The 21,926-nt window shown below is 53.6% G+C and carries 17 protein-coding genes and 1 pseudogene; 8 read left to right on the top strand and 10 right to left on the bottom strand.

The window, feature by feature from the left end; all coding sequences use genetic code 11:
* Nucleotides 1-297: 297 nt before the first annotated feature.
* Both NYE92_RS04960 and NYE92_RS04955 read right to left on the bottom strand, forming a co-directional pair.
* Complete coding sequence (locus NYE92_RS04960) at nt 298-1,842, bottom strand: methyl-accepting chemotaxis protein (protein ID WP_064373909.1); 1,545 nt, start codon at nt 1,840-1,842, stop codon at nt 298-300.
* Between the two features lie 489 nt (nt 1,843-2,331).
* Nucleotides 2,332-3,036 (bottom strand): GntR family transcriptional regulator, encoded by a 705-nt coding sequence (locus tag NYE92_RS04955; RefSeq protein ID WP_013026057.1) that lies wholly within the window; start codon nt 3,034-3,036, stop codon nt 2,332-2,334.
* Between the two features lie 279 nt (nt 3,037-3,315).
* Here NYE92_RS04955 and NYE92_RS04950 point away from each other — a divergent pair, with 279 nt between their 5' ends.
* From NYE92_RS04950 to NYE92_RS04940, 3 genes and pseudogenes are all read left to right on the top strand, one after another.
* The gene (locus tag NYE92_RS04950) at nt 3,316-4,938 is read left to right on the top strand and encodes an alpha-glucoside-specific PTS transporter subunit IIBC (protein ID WP_064373907.1); all 1,623 of its coding nucleotides are present in this window, start codon (nt 3,316-3,318) and stop codon (nt 4,936-4,938) included.
* Nucleotides 4,935-6,256 (top strand): annotated as a pseudogene (locus NYE92_RS04945) (6-phospho-alpha-glucosidase). The gene NYE92_RS04950 and the pseudogene NYE92_RS04945 overlap by 4 nt, the downstream one beginning before the upstream one ends.
* A gap of 272 nt (nt 6,257-6,528) precedes the next feature.
* Entirely contained in the window at nt 6,529-7,002 is a 474-nt protein-coding gene (locus tag NYE92_RS04940; RefSeq protein ID WP_029568844.1) for an MEKHLA domain-containing protein, read from the top strand.
* Nucleotides 7,003-7,040: 38 nt separating this feature from the next.
* Here NYE92_RS04940 and NYE92_RS04935 read toward each other — a convergent pair whose 3' ends face one another.
* Both NYE92_RS04935 and NYE92_RS04930 read right to left on the bottom strand, forming a co-directional pair.
* Nucleotides 7,041-8,585, bottom strand: coding sequence for a methyl-accepting chemotaxis protein (locus NYE92_RS04935; RefSeq protein ID WP_015700182.1), 1,545 nt, complete (start codon nt 8,583-8,585; stop codon nt 7,041-7,043).
* A gap of 784 nt (nt 8,586-9,369) precedes the next feature.
* Entirely contained in the window at nt 9,370-10,503 is a 1,134-nt protein-coding gene (locus NYE92_RS04930; protein WP_014605688.1) for an acyltransferase, read from the bottom strand.
* A gap of 181 nt (nt 10,504-10,684) precedes the next feature.
* Between NYE92_RS04930 and NYE92_RS04925 the strand changes: the two genes are divergently transcribed.
* Nucleotides 10,685-11,431, top strand: a complete 747-nt coding sequence (locus NYE92_RS04925; RefSeq protein ID WP_014605689.1) for an SDR family oxidoreductase — start codon at nt 10,685-10,687, stop codon at nt 11,429-11,431.
* Nucleotides 11,432-11,468: 37 nt separating this feature from the next.
* On the opposite strand, the gene NYE92_RS04920 is transcribed toward NYE92_RS04925, so the two are convergent.
* A complete protein-coding gene (locus NYE92_RS04920) occupies nt 11,469-12,386 on the bottom strand; it encodes a LysR family transcriptional regulator (protein WP_028715234.1) in 918 nt (305 codons plus the stop codon).
* Between the two features lie 82 nt (nt 12,387-12,468).
* On the opposite strand from NYE92_RS04920, the gene NYE92_RS04915 reads away from it, so the two are divergent.
* Nucleotides 12,469-12,882, top strand: coding sequence for a GNAT family N-acetyltransferase (locus tag NYE92_RS04915; protein WP_013026048.1), 414 nt, complete (start codon nt 12,469-12,471; stop codon nt 12,880-12,882).
* Nucleotides 12,883-12,916: 34 nt separating this feature from the next.
* On the opposite strand, the gene mdtI is transcribed toward NYE92_RS04915, so the two are convergent.
* The 5 genes from mdtI to betI form a co-directional block, all read right to left on the bottom strand.
* Complete coding sequence (gene mdtI / locus NYE92_RS04910; RefSeq protein WP_013026047.1) at nt 12,917-13,246, bottom strand: multidrug/spermidine efflux SMR transporter subunit MdtI; 330 nt, start codon at nt 13,244-13,246, stop codon at nt 12,917-12,919.
* A complete protein-coding gene (gene mdtJ / locus NYE92_RS04905) occupies nt 13,233-13,583 on the bottom strand; it encodes a multidrug/spermidine efflux SMR transporter subunit MdtJ (protein ID WP_014593863.1) in 351 nt (116 codons plus the stop codon). Before mdtJ ends, mdtI begins: the two co-directional genes overlap by 14 nt.
* 396 nt (nt 13,584-13,979) lie before the next feature.
* Nucleotides 13,980-15,662, bottom strand: coding sequence for a choline dehydrogenase (betA, locus tag NYE92_RS04900; RefSeq protein ID WP_013026045.1), 1,683 nt, complete (start codon nt 15,660-15,662; stop codon nt 13,980-13,982).
* Nucleotides 15,663-15,685: 23 nt separating this feature from the next.
* Nucleotides 15,686-17,158: a betaine-aldehyde dehydrogenase gene (betB, locus tag NYE92_RS04895; RefSeq protein WP_013026044.1), complete on the bottom strand. Its 1,473-nt coding sequence runs from the start codon at nt 17,156-17,158 to the stop codon at nt 15,686-15,688.
* A 17-nt stretch (nt 17,159-17,175) separates the two neighbouring features.
* The gene (gene betI, locus NYE92_RS04890; protein WP_014593862.1) at nt 17,176-17,769 is read right to left on the bottom strand and encodes a transcriptional regulator BetI; all 594 of its coding nucleotides are present in this window, start codon (nt 17,767-17,769) and stop codon (nt 17,176-17,178) included.
* A 256-nt stretch (nt 17,770-18,025) separates the two neighbouring features.
* On the opposite strand from betI, the gene NYE92_RS04885 reads away from it, so the two are divergent.
* The 3 genes from NYE92_RS04885 (at nt 18,026) to NYE92_RS04875 (ending at nt 21,870) form a co-directional block, all read left to right on the top strand.
* Nucleotides 18,026-20,056, top strand: a complete 2,031-nt coding sequence (locus NYE92_RS04885; RefSeq protein WP_014593861.1) for a choline transporter — start codon at nt 18,026-18,028, stop codon at nt 20,054-20,056.
* Nucleotides 20,057-20,187: 131 nt separating this feature from the next.
* A complete protein-coding gene (locus NYE92_RS04880) occupies nt 20,188-21,555 on the top strand; it encodes an MFS transporter (protein ID WP_013026041.1) in 1,368 nt (455 codons plus the stop codon).
* Between the two features lie 96 nt (nt 21,556-21,651).
* The gene (locus NYE92_RS04875) at nt 21,652-21,870 is read left to right on the top strand and encodes a DUF1272 domain-containing protein (RefSeq protein ID WP_259018634.1); all 219 of its coding nucleotides are present in this window, start codon (nt 21,652-21,654) and stop codon (nt 21,868-21,870) included.
* Nucleotides 21,871-21,926: the final 56 nt, after the last annotated feature.

Here is a 21,926-nt window from a genome sequence, read left to right as displayed (position 1 = left end):
TTATGGTCTGAGCCGCGGCGCTGGCTGGAAAATCTGGTGTGTTGTCCTACGCTTTAGAAGCAAGGCGAAAGCCTCTATTAATGCCAACTTTTAGCGCACGGCTCCTTGAGAGCCATTTCCCTGGACCGAATACAGGAATCGTGTTCGGTCTTTTTTTGCCTTTCAACGCTCACCATGACGACCCAGACAGCGGGGATGGTGTTCACCAGGCCGCACGGTACTGGCCCGGCTCACGCAACAGGATGGCAGAAACGAAACCGGCGCGATCGCGTTTCTCCCTCCTGTGCGAAAGGGCGTTTACACCCGGAACGCTTCAACCATACCGCGCAGCGCGTGTGCCTGCTCAGAAAGGGATTGTGAAGCGGACGATGATTCCTCAACCAGTGCGGCGTTGTTCTGAGTAACGCTGTCCATCTGGCCCACGGCGACGCTCACCTGAGAAATCCCCTGCATCTGTTCGGAAGAGGCCAGCGAGATCTCATCCATAGCCGTTGCCAGTTCACCCACCATGTTAACGATTTTCAGGATACTTTGACCGGTTCCACTCGCGACGGTTACGCCGGTTTCAACCTGCTGAACGGCCTGTTCAATCAAGGTTTTAATTTCCTTCGCGGCAGTAGCACTCCGCTGGGCCAGATTTCTGACTTCGCCAGCCACCACGGCAAACCCGCGGCCCTGCTCACCGGCACGCGCGGCCTCAACGGCAGCATTGAGCGCCAGAATGTTGGTCTGAAAAGCAATGCCTTCAATCACGCCGGTTATATCACGAATCTTCGCAGCACTGTCTGAAATGTCTTTCATGGTTGCTGACATCCGTTGCATATCTGCTTCGCCGCGTTGAGCCAGATTGGCCGTTTCGCGAGCTGATGTGGCTGTATGCTGTGCCCCGGAGGCATTACTCTTCACCGTCGCGGTTAACTGTTCCATGCTGGCAGCGGTTTCCTGAAGCGCGGCAGCCTGCTCTTCGGTACGGGACGATAATTCGGTATTTCCTTGCGCGATTTCATCGGCGGCAAGCGCAACGTTAGCTGAAGAATCTTTGATTTCGACAACCAGGCCGCGAAGTTTAGCCTGCATTCCGTCAAGGGATGCCAGCAGACTTGACGTATCCTTAGGACGCAGGTGCACCACCGAGGTCAGATCGCCGTTAGCAATGGCCGCCGCAATGGTTTGGGCCTGAGCAGGCTCGCCCCCTAACTGGCGCATCAGTAAACGGGTAATCATCCATCCGGTGGCGACAGAAAAAACGATGGAAAGCAGGCCCAGGATAACCAAAACGAGTGTTGAGGTTCGGGTTGAACGATTATTCTCTTCCACCGCGTTGCGACTGTTATTCAACTGAACGTTGGTCATTTCACCAAGTGAACTGAGTAACGCACGCTGAGCAGGACGCACCGTCACCATCAGATAATTTGTGGCTTCCTGAGGACGGTTATCCAGGCCAAACTGACCGGCCTTTTCTAGACCGGAAATCACCTGCGCTTCATTGGCCTGAAGTTTTTCCAGCGCAGCACGTCCGGCGGGCGTGGAATCCTCACGCATGATTGTTTCAAGCGCTTCACGATTTTTTAAGTAAGCTGCTTTTTGCAGTTTCAGCCTCTCCCACTCTGGCTGCATGGCTTTCGCATCGCTGAGAAGCGCGAGGTTTCTCGCGGCAATCGCCATGTCTCTCAGTTCATCTCGCATATCAACGGCGAGCTGATATTTTCGCATCTTAACATTGACCGCATCATCCATACCGGTGCTGGCGGAATGCAGTGCTTTAAAAGAAATAGTAATACAGATAATAAAAAGCAGAATTAACAGGCCAAAACCGATTGCCAGACGCGTGGAGATTTTCATCTTAGAATTCCTGAAAGTTAAGTTCAGCGTTCTTATCGGCAAAAGACGTGTAAAAAATTAATAAAATAGACATATTTTTGAAACAGTAAATTCCGCAAGCAGTGTGGAAGTTTCCAGAGTAATGGTCCTTTAAAAGGACTTATAAGTTCAATTAATCAATTGAGTGCAGGTTATCAGGAGAGGGTAATTGATATTTAAAATGCTTTTAGTAAACACAGCAGCGCGCTGGCGCGATATATGAACGGCGAGGACAGCACTGCGCTGACCTTGATTTGAAATAAGTCTTGTCATTTTCCTAATGTGTGGCGTTTTTCCTAAATGCACAGATAAGACGACACGTTCACCCGTCCCCAATAAATATAGCGTCCTGCTGCAGGGTGTTAGCCAGATTCACTCTCACGCAAGGCACCTGTGATTCGAACGGGCGATTATATCACACCTGAGAGGCGCTCTGGCGCATTGATGAAGCGTACTGACATCTCTGATCACTCAACCCGTGCGTCGTAAATGGTAGTTAACCTGATAATCGTGGGTGTTTCTGTACATCACGGCGTAGTTGATAAAAGAGCCCGTATTGCTGTATGAAAGCGAATCGACTCTGAGTAGGAGGGTTTTCTCAGCGATATCCATCAGGTGCGACAGGCGCTTATCGGATAAAACCGGTCTTAATGACTCATAATTGCCCTCTAAAACAATGCCACACTCCTGCTCGATATAGTCAAATTTAGATTTTTCCAAATGGGCCAGGCTAAGGTCAGGGAATATTTTCACTGGCATATAACTTTCTTCGAGCATCAGCAGCTTTTCATCAACATAACGTAACCGACGTGAGAAAAAGAGGCGTTCACCACTGTTTATGCGTAACTGATCGGCTATGGCGGGAGGCGCGGCGATTAACTCGAACGCCAGTACCTTACTGATCACCTCTTTTCCCTGCAGACGTAAGACTTCTGCCAGCCCGGTGAGCGAACTGGTTTCATGACTGATATCCTTTGCGGACACGTAGGTTCCGCTGCCATGCCGTCGCTCCAGCAACCCCTCTCTGACCAGTAAATCTATTGCCTTACGCAAGGTCATTCTCGCCACGCCAAACTCTGTGGCGAGCACTTTTTCAGCCGGAATAGCACTCCCGACCGCGACAAAGGGCGAATTTAGCCGGAGACGCAGTTTGTCAGCGATAAATTTATAGATCACTTTTGTACCTCCTGAGAGGGAGACATAACCGTCAACAGGCCTTGCATAAAGTTAATGCGTGCAGGGGGATAAATAAATAGATTTTTTATTTCCTATAGCCGCGCTGTGAGATGTCTAGTTATTGCCATGAAAATAGACGTCATGATGAAAATTAAAACCATGAGGGCGCTCACGAAGTCGTTAATGTCCCACTCTGCCAGAGGCGTGACTGCCTTATTTTGGCTGCGTTTACATTGACTTTAACGATGTATCCTTAGAATCGTTACGTGAGGAACTTAAATGCTCAGTCAAATACAGCGCTTTGGCGGCGCCATGTTTACGCCGGTATTATTATTTCCCTTCGCCGGTATCATCGTTGGTCTTTCCATTATGTTACGCAACCCTTTATTTGTAGGGGAAGCATTAACGCATCCAGAGAGTTTATTTAATCAAATTGTCTTCATTATTGAAGAGGGCGGATGTACGGTTTTTAGAAACATGCCGTTAATATTCGCGGTTGGCCTCCCGGTGGGGTTGGCAAAACAGGCTCAGGGGCGAGCATGTCTGGCCGTTGTCGTCAGTTTTTTAACCTGGAATTATTTAATTAATGCCATGGGCAGCACCTGGGGCGATTTTTTTGCCGTCGATTTTTCCAAAGGAACAGAAGCCGGAAGCGGACTGGCCATGATCGCGGGGATAAAAACACTGGATACCAGCATCATCGGTGCCATCGTCATTGCCGGTCTGGTGACGGCTCTGCACAATCGTTATTTTGAAAAACCGCTTCCGGTTTTTCTGGGTATTTTTCAGGGCTCATCTTTTGTCGTCATTGTTGCCTTCTTAGCGATGATCCCCTGTGCCTGGTTAACGCTGTTTGGCTGGCCCAAAATTCAAATGGGCATCGAGTCGCTTCAACAGTTTTTACGCGATGCGGGCGCGGTTGGCGTGTGGGTTTATACCTTTCTGGAACGTATCCTGATCCCGACAGGACTGCACCACTTTATTTATGGGCCTTTTATCTTTGGCCCGGCAGTGGTTGAAGGCGGCATCCAGGTTTACTGGGCAGAGCATCTGCAGGCCTTCAGCCAGAGTACGCAACCACTCAAACAACTGTTTCCTGAGGGCGGTTTCGCGCTTCATGGCAACGCAAAAGTCTTCGGCGCAGTGGGGATTGCGTTGGCGCTCTATTCGACAGCCTCAGCGCGTCACCGGGTCAAAGTCGCAGGGTTGTTAATTCCGGCCACGTTGGCAGCCGTTCTGGTCGGCATCACTGAACCCCTGGAGTTTACCTTCCTGTTTATTTCGCCTCTGCTGTTTGCGGTGCACGCTGTGCTGGCCGCCAGCATGGCGACAGCAATGTATATGTGCGGTGTGGTGGGGAACTACGGTGGCGGCTTACTGGACCAGTTTCTGCCGCAAAACTGGATCCCAATGTTCCCTAACCATGCCGGCATGATCTTTACCCAAATCGGTATAGGCCTGGTTTTCACGGGGCTCTACTTCGTGGTTTTTCACCAACTCATCCTGCGGCTGAATCTGAAAACACCCGGTCGGGAGGACAGTGACGTCAGGCTTTACAACAAGGCCGACTATCGGGCAGCGCGAGCAGCGCCAGCTTCCCCGGGCGGGCATAACCCGCAACGCGATCAGGCTTGGGGTTTTCTGAATGCGCTGGGTGGGGCCAGCAATATAGCCAGCATCAACAACTGCGCCACGCGCCTGCGGATAACACTGGTCGATGAGGCCAAAACGCAGAACGATGCCGCGTTTATGGCGCTGGGCGCCCACGGTGTCGTCCGGCGTGGCAACAGTATTCAGGTCATTGTGGGCTTACAGGTCCCCCAGGTGCGCGAGCAACTTGAAAGCCAAATGAAAGACCCGGCCCGGTCTGAAGCAACACTTACCATGGAGAAACCTTTATGAAGACATTCTCAGTTTTAATTGCGGGCGGCGGTAGCACCTTTACGCCGGGTATTGTGCTAATGCTCCTAGCGAACCGGCACCGCTTTCCTTTACGCCAGCTGAAGTTTTACGACAATGACGCGGCCCGTCAGGAAACCATTGCCCGGGCCTGTAAGATTATCTTGCAGGAACAGGCACCTGACATTGTGTTCAGCTATACCACCGATCCGCAGGAAGCATTCAGCGACGTCGATTTTGTCATGGCGCATATTCGGGTGGGTAAATATCCCATGCGTGAGCAAGATGAAAAAATCCCCTTGCGTCATGGTGTTCTGGGCCAGGAAACCTGTGGGCCGGGTGGTATTGCCTATGGCATGCGCTCAATCGGCGGTGTCCTTGAGCTTGTCGATTATATGCAACAGTACTCACCCGACGCCTGGATGCTGAATTATTCCAACCCGGCCGCCATCGTGGCTGAGGCAACGCGACGCCTGCGACCTGAGGCTAAAATCCTGAATATTTGTGACATGCCGATTGGTATTGAAAGTCGGATGGCAAAAATTGTCGGTCTGCAAGACCGCAAGCAAATGCGGGTGCGCTACTACGGGCTCAATCATTTTGGCTGGTGGACCGCAGTTGAAGATTTGAAGGGGAATGATTTAATGCCACAGCTGCGTGAGTACGTGGCAAAGTACGGCTATGTTCCTCCCTCTGGATCGTCATCAGTGGAGTCCAGCTGGAAGGATACTTTCCTGAAGGCGCGCGATGTGCAAGCGCTGGACCCCCAGACGTTGCCCAATACCTATCTGAAATATTATTTGTTCCCAGATTATGTGGTCGCGCATTCCAACCCTGAACGCACCCGCGCTAATGAGGTCATGGAGCATCGTGAAAAGCAGGTGTTCAGCGCCTGCAGGGCAATCACCGATGCCGGGCATTCATCCGCCAGGGAGTTGGAGATAGACGAACATGCTTCCTATATTGTCGATCTGGCGACCGCGATCGCCTTCAATACCCAGGAGCGTATGCTGCTCATTGTGCCTAATCAGGGCGCTATCCCCAACTTTGATGCGGACGCTATGGTGGAAATTCCCTGTCTGGTGGGGCGCAACGGTGCGGAACCTCTTCAGGTTGGCGACATTCCGACTTTCCAGAAGGGGTTAATGAGTCAGCAGGTTGCGGTCAAAAGCTCGTGGTGGAGGCATGGGAACAGCGCTCCCGGCATAAGTTATGGCAGGCCATTACCTTATCTAAAACGGTACCAAGTGCCGCCGTTGCAAAAGCGATTCTCGACGATCTTATCGAGGCAAATAAAGCCTTCTGGCCGCCGTTGAGCTAGAGCGCCCGTCAGCCAGCCTGGGTTCGCGTTCAGGCTGGCTGTCTTTAGCGCAGACAGGGCAAATCAGGAGAATCGAATGCCGTGAGGGATAACCCTGTGGATCGCGCGAGAGAGTCGTCAATATTCCAGTGTGCATTGCGCGGCAGTGCAGTCCTGAGCTCGGCGTGCCGGGACTGCACTGCCGCGTCATGCCTCTCCACCGTTGCGCGTGCTTGATTTTCAGCGCGCATCCCGCCACATTAGCTCCTCGTATCCTGCCGCTTGCAAAGGAGATGATCGTGTCGACTGTACCCCCACTGACCTTACTGAAGCGTATTGATGAACGCTACCGATCGCTCACCGGACATGGGCTTTACTGTCCTCATGATATCGATGACCGTTATCAGTGGCTGCATGAACAGGCACCGTACAGCATTCTTGCCCACAGTACCGCAGCCGATCCCGTGTTTGTCTATGCCAATCGTTGTGCTCTGAACTGCTTCAAATACAGTGCGGAAGAGATACGGCAACTGCCGTCACGACTCAGTGCCGGGCCTTTCGACAGGGAAGCACGACAGCGCCTGCTGGATATTGTCAGACGCGATGGCATTGCCACCGGCTACAGCGGACCGCGTGTCGATAAGCAGGGCAAAAGCTTCATTATCTACGATGGCGAAGTCTGGCAGTCAGACGGACGCGATGAGGCGGGATGGGGCCAGGCCGCACTGTTCTGGCCCAGCCCCCGTCACGCGTTGGCAGCGTTCTGATCGGCGCGACGACGCCTTTCTGCCGTGTGCTGACAGGCTTATACCCGGAACGCTTCTACCATGCCGCGTAATGCGTGGGCCTGTTCAGAAAGGGACTGAGAAGCAGAGGATGACTCTTCAACCAGCGCCGCGTTGTTCTGGGTGACGCTGTCCATCTGGCTGACGGCGACGCTCACCTGAGAAATGCCCTGCATTTGTTCGGAGGAGGCCAGTGAGATCTCATCCATCGCGCTGGCCAGGTCGCCGACCATGCTGACGATTTTGAGGATGCTTTCACCTGTACCGTTGGCGACTTTGACGCCGCTGCCAACCTGTTCAACCGCTTGCTCAATCAGCGACTTAATCTCTTTTGCTGCGGTCGCGCTGCGCTGGGCCAGGGTGCGGACTTCACCTGCGACAACGGCAAAACCCCGGCCCTGTTCGCCAGCACGCGCGGCCTCTACCGCGGCATTGAGGGCCAGGATATTGGTCTGGAAGGCGATGCCCTCAATAACGCCGGTGATATCGCGAATTTTAGACGCGCTCAGCGAAATGTCGTTCATGGTTTCCGACATCCGGTGTACGTCGCTTTCGCCACTGCGCGCCAGCACGGCGGTCTCACGGGCAGTTGACGCAGTGCTTTGCGCACCGGCGGCGTTACTTTTCACCGTGGCGGTGAGCTGTTCCATGCTGGCTGCGGTTTCCTGCAGGGCGGCGGCCTGCTGTTCGGTCCGGGAGGACAGCTCCGTGTTCCCCTGGGCGATCTCTTCCGCTGCCAGCGCAACGTTACCCGAGGTCTGTTTGATCTCTGACACCAGAGCACGCAGTTTAGCCTGCATACCATCCAGTGAAGCCAGCAGGCTGGTGGAATCATTACGGCGGAGCGTGACGCTGGCGGTCAAATCGCCCGAGGCAATCGCGGCCGCCAGTTCCTGGGCCTGGGCAGGCTCACCGCCCAACTGGCGCATTAACACCCGGGTGATGACATAGCCGGTGGCGATGGAGAACAGCACGGAAAGCACGGATAAAAACACCAGCGTCAAGGACGCCCGGCTGGTTGCCACGCTGTTAACTTCCACCGCGTTGCGGCTGTTATGCATGAGAATGTCTGTGGTTTTGTTTAGCGCATCCAGCATATTGCGTTGCAAGGGGCGCAAGGTCTCCATGAGATAACGCGTCGCTTCATCTCGCTCATTCTTCAGCCCCAGTTGCCCGGCAGCTTCGAAAGCGCTCATCACCGTGCCTTCCAGTTCTTTAATGTGGTTTAAGGCAGCCTGTTCTTCAGCCGTGGACTGGCTCTGCATGATCACCTCGAGCGTTTCACGGTTTTCCGCGAACAGTTTTTTTTGCGCTTCAAGACGCTCCCATTCAGGCTGCATTTCCTTAACGTCGCTCAACAAGGCCAGATTTCGCACGGCTATCGCCAAATCCCTGAGTTCGCCGCGCATATCAAGAATCAACTGGTACTTCCGCATTTTGACATTCACGACCTCATCCATTCCGGTTTTAGCGTTATGCAGCGAGTTAAGTGAGACAGAGGTGCAGATAATGGAAAGCAAAATTAACAAACCGAAACCGGTTGCAAGACGAGTGGAGATTTTCATGGATATGTTCCCGATGGATTGCTGTTTTGTTCTCTATCGGCACGCGTCAGGAAAATGATTAACAAAAAGGCCAAAATTTACATAAGTATCGTTAATATTATTATTTTGAATTTAAAAAATGATCTTAATCAATAAATGACGATATTTTTGTTATGTCTTGAATATCGTAAGGTAATGGCCGAAAAATATGCAATAGGTTGATGTATTGAGTCAGGTTGAGGGGGAATTTTTTATTAAATCATAAATTTAAATGGTGGTTGCCACTAACCCGGATCGACGGGCAGCGAAGGGCAGACATGACCTCGTAGCGGGCCTGGATCTGCGCTCGCCACTCTGTTGCTCATCAGTGATCCCGTCACGCTACCCAACAGATCAAACTCTGAAGTGACGGCGTTGGGTAAGGTGTGCCTGTGCGACGAACACAGCGCGTATACGTCCGATAAATATGTGATCGGGGGTAACAATCTTGACATGAATTTTAAGTTTATCAGACAGTTCATTACGCCAGTTTCTTCACTATAGCGACTCCATTCACAGCATGGGAAAGCACAATGAGGAAACCGTTAGCAGTGGCCTGGTTGTTTTTGATCATTTCATTCGGCGCAACGGCGCAAAGTCTGACGCACAGCAGGGCCGATCCCGCCCATTATGCGGGATTAAAGACGTACAGCAGCATCGCAGATACGCCGGAATCACCGGATGAGCATGTGAGGGAGAGGCAGCACGACGTGGGTAAAGCATTGTGAAGTAAAAAGATGGCTCGCCAGTGCGAGCCATTTTTTCATCAGCGTGCAGGCCTGGGTGCCAGAAACTTCTTGCCCAGTTTTATTCCCGGTTTTTCCACACAGTTAAACAGTAATGATGCCAGCGCGTAGGTCACCGGAATCGATACGGCACAAACAATCAAAAAACGCGTCAGATCATTTTGATACTCAATGTCCGTTTGATTGAGCAACAGCGCAATGGCCGGGATCACGATCAGCAGATGCAGCAAGTAGACCGAAAACGACACATCGCCCAGCCATGTACTCAGACGGTTGTTTAACACCTTACGCGGAATGCGGATCAGTTTTGCCATCAGGCTGCTTTCCTGATACTGCCAGAGCACGGCCGCCATACCGATAATCATAAAGGCTTCCAGCATCACCTGCAGCTTAATGGCACCCAGCCCAATCAGCACGCTTACGGCCGGTCCGGCAAGGGCAAACAGCACGTACAGCAGGGATTTACGGCGTACCGCTTCAGCCAGCAGCATGCCTGAAATAAACATATTCAGTTTAATCAGAATCATTGACGGCATTTCAAAGGCTTCATAGTAGTCGGGCAGCAGATAACGGCCTGCGCAACTCAGCGCCATCATGCTCAGCAGGGCGGTCGCGTAACCGAAGCGCATCACCGCCAGCATCATAAACGGAAACAGCAGATAGAACTGCATTTCCAGCCCAATGCTCCAGTCGGGCAGCGTGGTATTGAATCCATAGGCGGGCAGCACGCCAAACAGGAATGACAGATGCGTCAGCACGTTCATGAACGACTGATCCGCATAGCGTGAGGATTCTGTTGCGGTCCCGGAATAAAACTGGGCAATGGTATCGCGCATCTCACCAAACCAGGGGCCATAGATCAGGGCAACCGCCAGCAGCAGATAATAAAGCGGGGCAATGCGGAAAAAACGGCGTAACCAGAATTTTTTAATGGTTTCCGCGCGTTGCCAGGGCTCCTTGTGCTGGCGTTCCACATAGTTTTTTGCCATCAGATAGCCCGAAAGCAGGATAAAGAGATCCACGCCAATGCCGGGTGAGGAGATCAAGGTAATATGGCAATGGATAAGCAGACTTATGTGTCCCAGCAGTACCCAAAGAGAAGCGATGCCGCGTAACCCCTCCAGTTCCGTGGACCAACCTCGTGTCGCAGACATGGTAAAACCCCGTTAATCAGTTAGTTATACTTGCACTAAGGCGGTAACTAAGCCCTAACGTGGTGGTTAAGTCCACCCGTTGAGAAAAAAGTGAGAGGATTCTGACGCTGTGGTTAATAATTAATCGGCGAGATAATGCGCTCGCTGATTATTTATGGCGGTTCAAACGGGAGCACGCAAGATGAATAAGCACGGCAATACATTGTTGATCACCGGTGGGGGAACGGGCATTGGGCGCGCACTGGCGCATCGCTGGCATGACGCCGGGAACAAGGTGATTATTACCGGACGTCGTCAGGACGCGCTGGACGAAGCGGCGGCCGGACGAGAAGGCATAGCGACCTGGGTTTTAGATGTCACCGATGCGGATGACGTCAGTCACGCCATTCCTCTGCTGCTCCAGACGTATCCGCACCTGAATGTTTTAGTCAACAATGCTGGCGTCTTTAGCCCTGAGGACATCACTTCACGCCGCGACCTGAGCGATGTTGTGAGAATGACCGAAACCAATTTTATTGCGCCCGTCAGGCTCACTGATGCGCTAATCGATCACCTGAGTGCTCAGCCCGCTGCGGCTATTATTAACGTGTCGTCCGGGCTGGCATTTGTCCCTTTCCCTGCTTCGCCGACCTACAGCGCCACTAAAGCGGCACTTCACTCCTATACCGCAGCCCTTCGGCCGCTGTTAAAAGGGAAGGTTGAGGTGATTGAGATTATCCCGCCACAGGTGCAAACCGAGTTAGCGCCCGGGCAGTCTCAGGATCCTGACAGCATGCCGCTTGATGCCTTCGCCGATGAGGTTATGACGTTATTGCACAGCGGCACAACGCCCACCGAAGTCTGTGTGGAACGCGTGCGCTACTTTCGCGAGGCCGAAGCGAAAGGGCAGTTTGATGAGGCATTGCAGATGCTGGTGCAATACAGCTAAGCCCCGGCCAGGCGCGAGGCGACAACGCGAGCGACGATTACGCTGTTCCACTGATTTCGTGCAGCCAGTCTGTGAGGTCGCGCTCAAGCGTTCCTGCCTTTGCGACCTCAGGCGAGAACAGGCAATACTCTGAGCCATCTTCCACAAACCCCATTGGTGCGGCCAGTATGCCGCTTTGAATATCATCTTTAACGAGCGGCCAGGGTCCAATGGCTACGCCGATCCCGGCTACCGCCGCCTGCAGGCTAAAATAAAAATGTTCGAAACACTGCTGCACGTTAACGGGAGCCGGTATCTGCATCGCCGTCGCCCAGACCTGCCACGCCTCCGGGCGGCTTCTGGAGAGCAGTAAAGGCGCGTCCGGATTCAAACCCGGACGCTCGCTGTCGAACCAGACCGTGACGCGATCGGGGCGGCAGACCGGTCCCACCTTTTCCCTGAACAAGTGTTCGATATGGCAGGGCGATACGTGAGTAAAATCATTGCGGCGCAGCGCAAAATCAATCCCCTGATCAAACGAGAATGCGCCACTGGCCGCGACCAGATGGATTTCATTTTTACCGAAGCGCGCCTCAAAATCGCCCCAGCGTGGAATCAGCCAGCGCATTAATAACGTGGGCTCACATGACAGCACGCGCTGGCGCGTTCCCGCGCGTAAGCGGTTTACGCTGCGGGAGATCATGGCGAAGCCGTGACTGACCGCGTCAGCCAGCTGTTCGCCTGCTTCTGTCAGACAGACTTTCCGGTTACGACGCGCAAACAGCGCAACACCTAAATCCTCTTCAAGTACGCGCACCGCCCGGCTGACAGCACCGGGCGTAAGATGCAGTTCGTCTGCTGCACGGGCAAAACTTTCGAAACGCGCCGCCGCTTCAAAACAGCGCAGCGCCATTAACGAGGGCAGGCGGTTGCCTGCTACAGGTGAGTTTAACTCACCGTTTGGCGCAGAAATCATCGTTATATCTCGCGTTCTTTCACCATTAATATCAATCAAACCGAGAAGGGTTGGATATTTATATTACCAGGGGGTCAGTAACGTGGACTATATCATTCGGGAAGAAATACCGTCTGTAGAAACCTATCGCCACATCAGAGTGAGCGCAGGATTAAGTGACAAAACGGAACAGGCCGCAAAGACGGGGTTAAGAAACGGTTTGTACAGCGTGGTGGTTTGCCATCAGGACGCGCCGGTTGGCATGGGAAGAGTGATTGGCGACGGAGGCTGCTTTTTTGTCATTACCGATATTGCTGTGCTGCCACAACATCATAAAAAGGGGGTGGGCGATCGTATTATGACGGCGTTAATGGCCTGGATAGCGCGCCATGCGCCGCCCTCCGCCTACATCAGTTTGATTGCCAGTCATGGCTCGCCGGGTTTTTATGCCCGTTATGGTTTCGAACCGGCATTGCTGCCAGAACGTGCGGGCATGTTTTTGCGAATCCAGGGATAAAGATGAAAAAGGGGACGTCAGCGTCCCCCTGTTATCAGGCCAGTTTCAGAATGATCATGCCCAGCAATAACAGCACAAGCCCCACCCAGCCCTTGAGGTTGAGCCGCTGACCAAACAGTATCCATCCTGCTGCCACGGTCGCGACGATACCAAAGCCGCCCCACAGGGCGTAAGCAACCGACAGATCGATGCCTTTAACCGCCTGAGACAGCGCGCTAAACGCCAGCAGCACGCAGGCCAGAGACAGCATTCCCGGGAGGATTTTTTTAAAGCCGTTGCTGTACTTAAGCAAAATATTTGCGGCTATCTCCAGCAGGACCGCCAGTGCCAGCCAGGCAAAATGGATCACATCAGGCAGGATCATGTTCTGCCTCCTTCACCTCACCGCTGCCGACTTTAATGAGCAGAATGCCCGTCATCAGCGTGATCAAACCGCAGATTTTCATTAACGACAGGGTTTCATCAAAAAGCTGCACGCTAAATAAGGTGATCAGCAGAATGCCAATGCCCTCCCAGAGCGCGTAAGCCACACCCAGCGCAATGCGCTTGATGGCGAAACTCAAAAAAAAATAAGAACAGGCAATCATCCCCAGCATGACCACATAACCCAGCTGACTCTGATTCAGGCTGGACCATTTCATGGTCAGGGTACCTATAATTTCCGTAACAATAGCGAGTACTAATAATCCCCAGGCGCGCATGGGTTTTCTCCATCAATCGACGTCATGATTTACCGTGATGCGTAACACAACGGCAGAAAAGAAGTTGGCTGGCAGAAAGGGGACTAAAGGGCGCTGCGCCAGTGCTGATCGACGGCGTTAACGCTGACAGGTGCGAGGGTAAAAAGGGGGGTAAAAAGAGTAATGAACATCCTGCTCATAATTAAACAATGCATCCACGTTGTTGCTTCTCTTCAGTGGATGGGGAAAGCCTCCGGTAATGAACACAGTAGCGTTATATCATTAAAACCGCCCCAGGCACAGCCTGTTTGTTCGGGTTTTTGACAAATATCAGGTCAATATTGCTGGGGTTTAGGCACGGTTGCGTTTCGGCAAAAAAAGCCGGACAGCAGTCCGGCTTTGATGTCGTAGAAAACCTTACGCTGGGCGCGCGGGTTCCGTACGAACGGGCGCTTCGCCCGCCACATAGTAGTCAGCCGTGCTGCGTGGCAGAGCATCAAGTCCACGAATGCAGTCGGCAATTTTTTCACCGATCATAATGGTGGTCGCATTCAGGTTACCGGTAATGATCAGCGGCATAATTGAGGCATCGACAACGCGTAATCCCTGGAGTCCGTGAACGCGGCCTTCACCGTCAACGACCGACATCTCGTCATTGCCCATTTTACAGGTGCCGCAGGGATGATAGGCCGTTTCGCCGTGATTACGGACAAACTCATCCAGTTCTTCATCGGTCTGGCATTCAATGCCCGGACTGATTTCACGTCCGCGGTATTTATCCAGGGCCGGCTGATTAATGATCTCACGCGTAATGCGGATGGCATCGCGGAATTCGTGCCAGTCCTGCTCATGTGACATATAGTTGAACAGGATCGCAGGATGGCGACGTGGATCGCGCGATTTCAGGCGCACATGACCCCGGCTCGGCGACCGCATAGAGCCAACATGACACTGGAAACCGTGCGCATCTACCGCATTTGACCCGTTATAGTTAATCGCGACCGGCAGAAAATGGTACTGAATATTCGGCCAGCTAAACTCTTCGCGGCTGCGAATAAATCCGCCTGCCTCAAACTGGTTGCTTGCCCCGACGCCGGTGCCGTTAAACAGCCATTCCGCGCCAATCTTAGGCTGGTTCCACCATTTCAACGCCGGATAGAGCGAGACCGGCTCTTTGCACTCGTACTGCAGGTACATTTCCAGGTGATCCTGCAGATTTTCACCCACGCCTGGCAGGTCATGTACCACCGGAATATCGAACTGGTTCAGCAACTCGGCTGAACCCACGCCGGAACGCTGCAGGATCTGAGGGGAGGCAATGGCCCCTGCACACAGCAAGACTTCGCGGCGGGCGTGAACCGTATGCAGCGTATTGCTGTCGCCGATCAGGTACTCGACACCTATTGCACGCTTGCCTTCAAACAAAATGCGATCGGTCGTGGCATGCGTAACGATTTTCAGGTTGGCACGATTTTTCGCCCTGTCCAGATAACCGCGCGCGGTGCTTGAACGACGACCTTCAGGCGTGACAAAGCGGTCCATTGGACCAAAGCCTTCCTGCTGATAGCCGTTAAGGTCATCGGTACGCGGATAGCCGGCCTGAACGCCTGCCTGAATCATCGCCTCAAACAGAACGTTATTGCCTTTCTTCGGCGTGGTCACGCTGACCGGACCCTCTCCGCCGTGGTAATCGTTGGCGCCCGTATCACGGGTTTCTGATTTACGGTAGTAGGGCAGACAGTCCAGGTAGCTCCAGTTTTCCAGACCGGGCATGGTCGCCCAGTTGTCCAGATCCATGGCGTTACCGCGGATGTAACACATGCCGTTGATCAGTGATGAACCGCCCAGGCCTTTGCCTCGGCCACACTCCATCCTGCGGTTGTTCATGTAAGGCTCAGGTTCCGTTTCGTAGGCCCAGTTATAACGTTTTCCCTGTAAAGGGTAAGCCAGTGCCGCAGGCATCTGGGTTCGGAAATCAAAACGATAGTCGGGGCCGCCCGCTTCCAGCAGTAAGACATTCACATTGCTGTCTTCGGTCAGTCGGGTAGCCAGGACATTCCCTGCGGATCCGGCTCCAATGATAATGTAATCAAATTCCATTCGTCGCTCCTCAGGTAGGGGGATTAAAATACAGACTGAAAACGCGTCAGTTCTACCTGAACCGACTTCACCTGGGTGTAATTTTGCAGCGTCATCAGGCCGTTTTCACGTCCCACGCCAGAGTGCTTATAGCCACCAACCGGCATTTCGGCGGCAGATTCACCCCAGGTGTTAATCCAGCAAATACCGGCTTCAATCTGATGGATCACGCGGTGCGCGCGGTTAAGGTCTTGCGTGACCAGGCCGGCAGCCAGACCGAATTCGGTGTCATTGGCCCGACGTATCACTTCGTCTTCAGAGGTGTAGCTCAGAATTGACATCACAGGACCAAAGATTTCCTCACGGACAATCTTCATCTCGTCACGGCAGTCGCTGAATACGGTGGGTTCAACCCAGGCGCCCTGATCAAAGCCTTCGCCCGTTAAGCGTTTTCCGCCACACAGCAGACGTGCGCCTTCTTCAACGCCAGAGGCGATAAAGCGCATGACGTTGTCGCGGTGGCTAAAGCTGACCAACGGACCAAAGTTAGTCTCAGGATCGCGCAGGTCGCCCGCTTTGATGCGCGCAACGCGCTCAAGAATTTTGGCTTCAAACGCCGACTGCAGCCCGGCGGGAATAAACACGCGCGTGCCGTTAGTACATACCTGGCCTGAACTGTAAAAGTTAGCCATCATGGCGATATCCGCGGCGAGATCGAGATCGGCATCATCAAAGATGATCAGCGGTGACTTACCGCCCAGCTCCATCGTAACGTCTTTCAGCGTAGAACCGGCCGCGTTCGCCATTACCTTCTTACCACTGACGACGCCGCCGGTGAACGAGACTTTATCAATGCCGGGATGTTCGGTCAGCAGCTGGCCGGTCACCGCGCCGGTTCCCGGCAGCACGTTGAACACGCCATCCGGCACGCCCGCTTCCGTGTAGATTTCAGCCAGTTTCAGGGCCGTAAGTGGCGTGACTTCACTGGGCTTGAAGATCATGGCGTTGCCGGCGGCCAGAGCAGGCGCTGACTTCCACAGCGCGATCTGGATCGGATAGTTCCAGGCACCGATGCCCGCAACAACGCCCAGCGGTTCGCGGCGGGTATAAACAAACGAGGTATCACGCAGTGGAATTTGCTGGCCTTCCAGCGCAGGGATCAGCCCAGCGTAATATTCCAGTACGTCGGCACCGGTCACGATGTCCACGCTGGAGGTTTCACTGAACGGCTTACCGGTATCAAGCATTTCCAGCTCAGCCAGCTCATCATTGCGCTCGCGCAGGATATCAACCGCACGACGCAGAATGCGTGAACGTTCCATTGCGGTCATCGCTGCCCAGATCTTTTGTCCTTTTCTGGCAGCGGCGACGGCACGATCGACATCCTCGCGTCCGGCGATCTGAACATCAGCCAGAACCTCACCGTTGACCGGATTGATGCTCTGGAAGGTTTCTCCAGAGGTGGCGGCAACGTAGGTACCATTGATGTAGAGTTGTTGCTCGTTGAATCGGGACATAATTTCTCCTGGTTCCGTTACTCGTGTTCGCCAGCTAACTGCTGACGAATGAATTGGGTGGTCAGTGTTCGGGCGGTGGCGGCGTCAAACGGCTTGCCACTCAACGCGGCGCGTAACCACAGACCGTCGATCATGGCCGCCAGCCCGTACGCGGCAAGACGGGCCTTTTCCTTTGGTAACTGGCGGCGAAATTCAACCGCTAAAGAGGAAAACAACCGCCGGTGGCTGACCCGTTCCAGACGTTTGAGCTGCGGCTGATGCATGCTGCTCGACCAGAAATCAAGCCAGGCTTTCATTACCGCACGTTCGATCTGACTTTCGTCGAAGTTGCCGTCAACGATAGCGCGTAGCCGGACCTCTGCGGAGGCCTCTGTCAGGGACGCCAGTCGACTCGCGACCGCCTCACGTAGCTGACGCGTCACATCGCGCATGGTGGCTTCCAGCAGGCCGTTCTTATCCTTGAAGTAATGACTGATGATGCCCGTTGAAACCCCTGCGCGCCGTGCAATCTGGGCAATGGTGGCATCATTAATACCCACCTCATTAATTGTTCCCAGCGTTGCATCGATCAGCTGCCGACGTCGTATTGGCTGCATCCCTACCTTTGGCATGACTCTCACTCCAGCCTGAAACCGAACCCCTATTTAAACTTTTTTTGATTGGATGTTCAATATAAATAGAATCCTTGTTAGGATGATGTGTCCTAAAAGTTGAGTAAGTGAAGCGGTAAGTGTGGCAGATTTGCTAGTTTTGACCAGAATGTAACAGCAGGAAACGAAGCGTAAAAACACACGACGCCGGGACGCCGGATTATCCAAACAGGATGATCCCTTGCAAAATTTACACGCCAACAACCAGAGGTAAACGATGACGAGTCCACCTAGTAGTGAAAAAGACAGAATCAATCCTGTAGTGTTTTATACATCGGCGGGATTGATTCTGACCTTTTCACTCATCACCATTTTGTTCAGTAATGAAGCCGCAGGCTGGATCCTCAAGGCAGTCAACTGGGTATCTTCCGCGTTCGGCTGGTATTACATGCTGGCGGCCACGCTCTACATTGTGTTTGTGATTTACATGGCCTGTTCCCGTTTCGGCTCAATCAAGCTGGGGCCGGAGCAGTCAAAGCCAGAGTTTAGTGTACTGAGCTGGTCGGCGATGCTGTTTGCTGCCGGTATCGGTATCGACCTGATGTTTTTCTCGGTAGCCGAACCTGTTTCGCAATATATGCAGCCGCCGGAAGGTGCAGGGCAGACCATGGAGGCGGCCCGCCAGGCGATGGTCTGGACGCTGTTCCATTACGGCTTAACCGGGTGGTCAATGTATGCCTTGATGGGGATTGCGCTTGGCTACTTCAGCTACCGGTATAATCTGCCGCTCACCATTCGTTCGGCGCTGTATCCCATTTTTGGCAAGCGCATCAACGGGCCGATTGGGCACACGGTTGATATCGCCGCCGTTATCGGCACGATTTTCGGTATCGCCACCACGCTTGGCATCGGTGTTGTGCAGCTCAATTACGGGCTGAAAGTGTTGTTTGATATTCCGGAAGGGTTAACTGCCCAGACCGCGCTGATCGTTTTATCGGTGGTTATCGCCACCATTTCAGTGACCTCCGGTGTGGACAAAGGTATCCGTATTCTGTCGGAACTGAATGTCGCCCTGGCGCTCTGCCTGATTCTGTTTGTTCTGTTTGCAGGCAACACCAGTTTCCTGCTGAATGCGCTGGTGCTTAACGTGGGAGACTACATCAACCGCTTTATGGGCATGACGCTGAACACCTTTGCCTTTGACCGGCCAACGCAGTGGATGAACAGCTGGACGCTGTTTTTCTGGGCCTGGTGGGTTGCCTGGTCGCCGTTCGTCGGCCTGTTCCTGGCGCGTATCTCTCGCGGCCGTACCATCCGTGAATTCGTTCTTGGTACGCTGGTGATTCCTTTTACCTTTACGCTGCTGTGGCTGTCCGTATTCGGTAACGCGGCCCTGTATGAAATTATTCACGGCGACGCCGGTTTTGCACAGGAAGTCATGACGCACGCCGAACGTGGCTTCTACAGCCTGCTGGCGCAGTATCCGGCGTTTAAGCTGAGCGCATCGGTCGCCACCATTACCGGCATGTTGTTCTACGTCACCTCAGCGGATTCCGGATCGCTGGTGTTAGGTAACTTCACCTCAAAGTTGAAAGACATTAACAGTGATGCCCCCAACTGGCTGCGTATTTTCTGGTCGGTAGCCATCGGTGTCCTGACGTTAAGTATGCTGATGACCAACGGCATTACCGCGCTGCAAAACACGACGGTTATCATGGGGCTGCCATTTAGCTTCGTGATCTTCTTTGTGATGGCGGGGTTGTATAAATCACTTAAGGTTGAAGATTACCGCCGCGCCAGTGCTTCACGTGAAACTGCACCCTATCTGGCCCATGCGACCGATCGTCTGACCTGGAAAAAACGCCTGTCGCGCCTGATGAACTATCCTGGCTCGCGTTACACGCTGAAGATGATGGAAGAAACCCTCTTCCCCGCCATGCAGGAAGTGGCGAAAGAGCTGGAGCTGCGCGGGGCTAAGGTTACGCTGGACAGGGTTGCGGCCAATGACGAACATCCCCTGGGTTATCTGGACCTGCGGGTGCAGCTGGGCGAGGAGCAGGATTTCCTCTATCAGGTCTGGCCTCAGCAGTACTCTATACCGGGCTTTACCTACCGCGCGCGTAGCGGAAAATCGACCTATTACCGGCTGGAAACCTTCCTGCTGGAAGGCAGTCAGGGCAATGACCTGATGGACTACAGCAAAGAACAGGTGATTATTGATATCCTCGATCAATACGAACGCCATCTTAACTTTATCCATCTTCATCGTGAGGCACCGGGAAACAGTATTACCTTCCCTAACGCCTGAGTCAGCAGCCCGTAAGCCATGCGGTTTACGGGCTTTTTTTATAGTCGGAATTGTCCCGACCTAAACCGTGACAAAATCAACTATGGTTAACTCTGACAGGACACCGACCAACGGGGTAGACAGGGAGTCTTATGCGAAAAATACTCAGAACATTTCTGCCGCTTTATACCACGACGCTGTTAATGCTGCTGGGTTCGGGCTTGCTGACCACCTATGTGTCACTTCGCCTGGCGCATGAAGCGGTAAACGGTGCCTTAATCGGCGCGATTATTGCCGCCTATTACATTGGCCTGGTGATTGGTGGAAAAGTGGGACACAACCTGATTGCCCGCGTCGGCCATATTCGCGCTTACGTCGCCTGCGCCGGGATTATCACAGCCTCGGTAATAGGGCACGGGCTGACGGACTTTATACCGCTGTGGGTTTTCCTGCGTCTGATTATCGGCCTGTGCATGATGTGTCAGTACATGGTGCTGGAGAGCTGGCTCAATGACCAGGCGGAATCTTCCCAGCGCGGCCTGATTTTTGGCTTCTATATGGTGGCGACCTACCTTGGCTTAAGCAGCGGTCAGGTGGTCCTGACGCTGCAAAGCGGGTTTGGTATTAACACGCTCCTGATCGTGGCGCTCTGCTTTGCGCTTTGTCTGGTGCCCATTGCGCTGACGACGCGCACGCACGTCCGGCCCATGTCGCCTGCACCGATGGAGCTGGGCTATTTTATTCGCACCATTCCTAAGTTGCTCAGTACCACCCTGTTAACCGGCATGGTTGTCGGCGCGTTCTATGGTCTGGCGCCGGTCTATGCCAGCAGCAAAGGGTTCAGCGACGCGCAGACCGGTATCTTTATGAGCCTGACCATCTTCGCCGGACTCGTCTCGCAGTTTCCGCTCAGCTGGCTGTCCGATCGCTATGACCGCCAGCGACTGCTGTTTTATATCTCACTGGTTTTGATGCTGGCCTGTTTGCCGCTGGTCTTGCTGCCAAATCTTCCCTTTAACTGGGTACTGGGTATCGCGTTTGTCGCCAGCATGGTGCAGTTTGCGCTTTATCCTTTACAGGTTGCCCTGGCTAACGATCAGGTGGCTGCCGAGCAGCGCGTTTCCCTGACGGCCTGTCTGCTGATGGCATTTGGCATCGGGGCCAGCATCGGTCCCTTACTGGTGGGTACATTGATGCAGCCCTTCGGCAGCAACCTGCTCTATCTGTTCTTCACCCTGTGTACGCTGCTGATTGCCGCACTGAGCTTCATGAAAACGCCGCAGCCGTTACCCACCACCGAAGTACCCCTGCCGCACGTGGTGTTGCCAGACAGCCTGGCGACATCGCCCTTAGGCGCGGCGCTTAATCCGGTGCTGGAAGACGAGGCGATTCAGGCGGCGATGGTCAACAGTGATGAGATAAACGAGGACGAGGAAGGCGGCGAAGATGATGGCGGGGACGAGAATGATGACGACCCTGCCACGAATAAGACGCTGACTCAGTCATCTCCGCCCCGATGAACAACGGCCCTGAACGTGCCGCTGGCACGATGAAAATCCTCGACAAGGTGCGCGGATTTTGTCACGCTGAAAGCCGAAATCGCCGAGGAAGATGCCATGCTGGAACTGCGCCCTAACTGTGAACGCTGTGATATTGATTTGCCTGCGGCATCCCACGATGCGCGCATCTGTTCGTTCGAGTGCACGTTTTGCGCCGCCTGCGCTGAGCAGCACCTTAAAGGGCGGTGTCCGAACTGTGGCGGTGAACTGGTCCGGCGTCCTGTCCGGACTGCCGCTAAGCTGCTGACGCACCCGGCCAAAACGCGTCCCGCCTGAGGTCGTGACATCACAACGCCGGCTTCTGCCGGCGTTCTTCCGTTCTCATTACCGCC

This window comes from Pantoea sp. B566, from assembly GCF_024793925.1.
In the GTDB taxonomy this organism is placed as follows: Bacteria; Pseudomonadota; Gammaproteobacteria; order Enterobacterales; family Enterobacteriaceae; genus Pantoea; species Pantoea ananatis.
Note: the sequence above shows the minus strand (reverse complement) of the source record. Positions and strands in the feature narration are given on the sequence as shown.

Excerpts from the sequence above, each read along its gene's own strand:
- NYE92_RS04960 (WP_064373909.1), bottom strand. The coding sequence starts at position 1,842 with ATGAAAATCTCCACGCGTCTGGCAATCGGTTTTGGCCTGTTAATTCTG.
- NYE92_RS04950 (WP_064373907.1), top strand. The coding sequence starts at position 3,316 with ATGCTCAGTCAAATACAGCGCTTTGGCGGCGCCATGTTTACGCCGGTA.
- NYE92_RS04940 (WP_029568844.1), top strand. The coding sequence starts at position 6,529 with ATGATCGTGTCGACTGTACCCCCACTGACCTTACTGAAGCGTATTGAT.
- NYE92_RS04935 (WP_015700182.1), bottom strand. The coding sequence starts at position 8,585 with ATGAAAATCTCCACTCGTCTTGCAACCGGTTTCGGTTTGTTAATTTTG.
- NYE92_RS04930 (WP_014605688.1), bottom strand. The coding sequence starts at position 10,503 with ATGTCTGCGACACGAGGTTGGTCCACGGAACTGGAGGGGTTACGCGGC.
- NYE92_RS04925 (WP_014605689.1), top strand. The coding sequence starts at position 10,685 with ATGAATAAGCACGGCAATACATTGTTGATCACCGGTGGGGGAACGGGC.
- NYE92_RS04920 (WP_028715234.1), bottom strand. The coding sequence starts at position 12,386 with ATGATTTCTGCGCCAAACGGTGAGTTAAACTCACCTGTAGCAGGCAAC.
- mdtI (WP_013026047.1), bottom strand. The coding sequence starts at position 13,246 with ATGATCCTGCCTGATGTGATCCATTTTGCCTGGCTGGCACTGGCGGTC.
- mdtJ (WP_014593863.1), bottom strand. The coding sequence starts at position 13,583 with ATGCGCGCCTGGGGATTATTAGTACTCGCTATTGTTACGGAAATTATA.
- betA (WP_013026045.1), bottom strand. The coding sequence starts at position 15,662 with ATGGAATTTGATTACATTATCATTGGAGCCGGATCCGCAGGGAATGTC.
- betB (WP_013026044.1), bottom strand. The coding sequence starts at position 17,158 with ATGTCCCGATTCAACGAGCAACAACTCTACATCAATGGTACCTACGTT.
- betI (WP_014593862.1), bottom strand. The coding sequence starts at position 17,769 with ATGCCAAAGGTAGGGATGCAGCCAATACGACGTCGGCAGCTGATCGAT.
- NYE92_RS04885 (WP_014593861.1), top strand. The coding sequence starts at position 18,026 with ATGACGAGTCCACCTAGTAGTGAAAAAGACAGAATCAATCCTGTAGTG.
- NYE92_RS04880 (WP_013026041.1), top strand. The coding sequence starts at position 20,188 with ATGCGAAAAATACTCAGAACATTTCTGCCGCTTTATACCACGACGCTG.
- NYE92_RS04875 (WP_259018634.1), top strand. The coding sequence starts at position 21,652 with ATGCTGGAACTGCGCCCTAACTGTGAACGCTGTGATATTGATTTGCCT.